The 1,681-nt window shown below is 33.2% G+C and carries 1 protein-coding gene; it reads left to right on the forward strand.

Features of this window, described 5'->3' with window-relative positions:
- Positions 1 to 113 precede the first annotated feature (113 nt).
- Positions 114 to 1,574: an IS1182 family transposase gene (locus tag AC59HZ_RS31240; protein ID WP_496549596.1), complete on the forward strand. Its 1,461-nt coding sequence runs from the start codon at positions 114 to 116 to the stop codon at positions 1,572 to 1,574.
- Positions 1,575 to 1,681: the final 107 nt, after the last annotated feature.

A 1,681-nucleotide genomic window follows, 5' to 3' on the forward strand; every position in this document is an offset into this window, starting at 1 on the left:
CGAGGGCACTGAAAAAGTCCAATATTTATAAAAGGCAGTTGAAAGTTCAATGAACTTTCAACTGCCTTTTTACTTTATAATATTGTTATCAAATGTATGTAGGTGGTATCCAAGTGATTTCAAATCAAGAATCTCTTAACTTAAGCCCATTCATGGCTTTATACGATATTGTTGTACCAAAAGATAATATGCTCCGTAAAATTAATGAGCTTGTAGATTTTTCATTCATACTGGAAGAATTAAAAACAAATTATTGTCTTGATAATGGACGTAATGCCGTTTCGCCAATTCGTATGTTCAGATATTTACTTCTTAAATCAATCTATGAATTGTCAGATGTAGATGTTGTAGAACGTTCCAAATACGATATGTCATTTAAATATTTTCTCGACATGGCTCCAGAGGATTCTGTGATTGACCCGAGCTCTTTAACGAAATTCCGAAAACTCCGTCTAAAAGATGTGGGATTATTAGATATGCTTATTGGAAAAACCGTTGAGATTGCTCTAGAAAAAGAGATCATTAAAAGTAAAACCGTTATTGTGGATGCAACACATACAAAAGCACGTTATAACCAAAAATCACCGAAAGAGTTTTTACAAGAGAAATCAAAAAATGTCCGAAAAGCAGTATATCAAATAGATGAATCATTGAAAGAAAAATTTCCACCAAAAACAACTTCTAACGAAGTTAATGATGAATTGGATTATTGTCGTCAAGTCATTACAGTTATTGAAACTGAGCCACAAATCGCCGAGATTCCTGCTGTCAAAGAAAAATTAAACGTACTAAAAGAAGTTGTAGAAGATTATGCAGAACAACTATGTTTTTCAAATGATCCAGATGCACGTGTCGGACATAAAACAGCTGATTCTTCTTTCTTTGGATTTAAAACACATATTGCTATGAGTGATGAACGGATTATTACAGCTGCGATTGTTACTACTGGTGAAAAAAGTGATGGGAAATACCTAAAAGATTTAGTGGAGAAAAGTAAGGAAGCAGGCATGACAATTGATAGAATTATTGGTGATACAGCTTATTCGGAAAAAGATAATATCCAATATGCAAAAATAGAAGAATCTCAACTAGTATCCAAACTGAATCCTCAGATCACACAAGGTGGACGTGCGAAAGAAGATGAATTTGAATTTAATAAAGATGCGGGTATGTATGTTTGTAAAGCAGGTCACATGGCAATACGTAAAGCAAGAACAGGGAAGAAGGGACAAAGTAAAAATCAAAAGGATACATTTTACTTTGATATTGAAAAATGTAACAAATGTCCTTTCCGTGAGGGCTGTTATAAAGAAGGGGCAAAAAGTAAAACATATTCTGTTTCAATAAAATCCAATGAACATAAGGAACAGGAAGCATTTCAAAATAGTGAAGAATTTAAAGAATTTGCACGCTCTCGTTATAAAATTGAAGCAAAGAATAGTGAATTAAAACATAGACACGGGTATGAAACAGCATCATCTGCGGGTCTATTTGGTATGGAAATTCAAGGAGCCACAGCGATATTTGCAGTAAATCTCAAGCGAATCCTAAAACTCCTAAGTGAAAAAGAATAAAAAATAAAAGGAAAAAGGCAATTTACCGTCTAAAACCAGAGTAAATTGCCTTTTTTTGTATTGAATTGAGACTTAAAAATAAAAAACGTAAGTTTTTCAGTGCCCTC

Source organism: Neobacillus sp. DZ-9, from assembly GCF_059587065.1.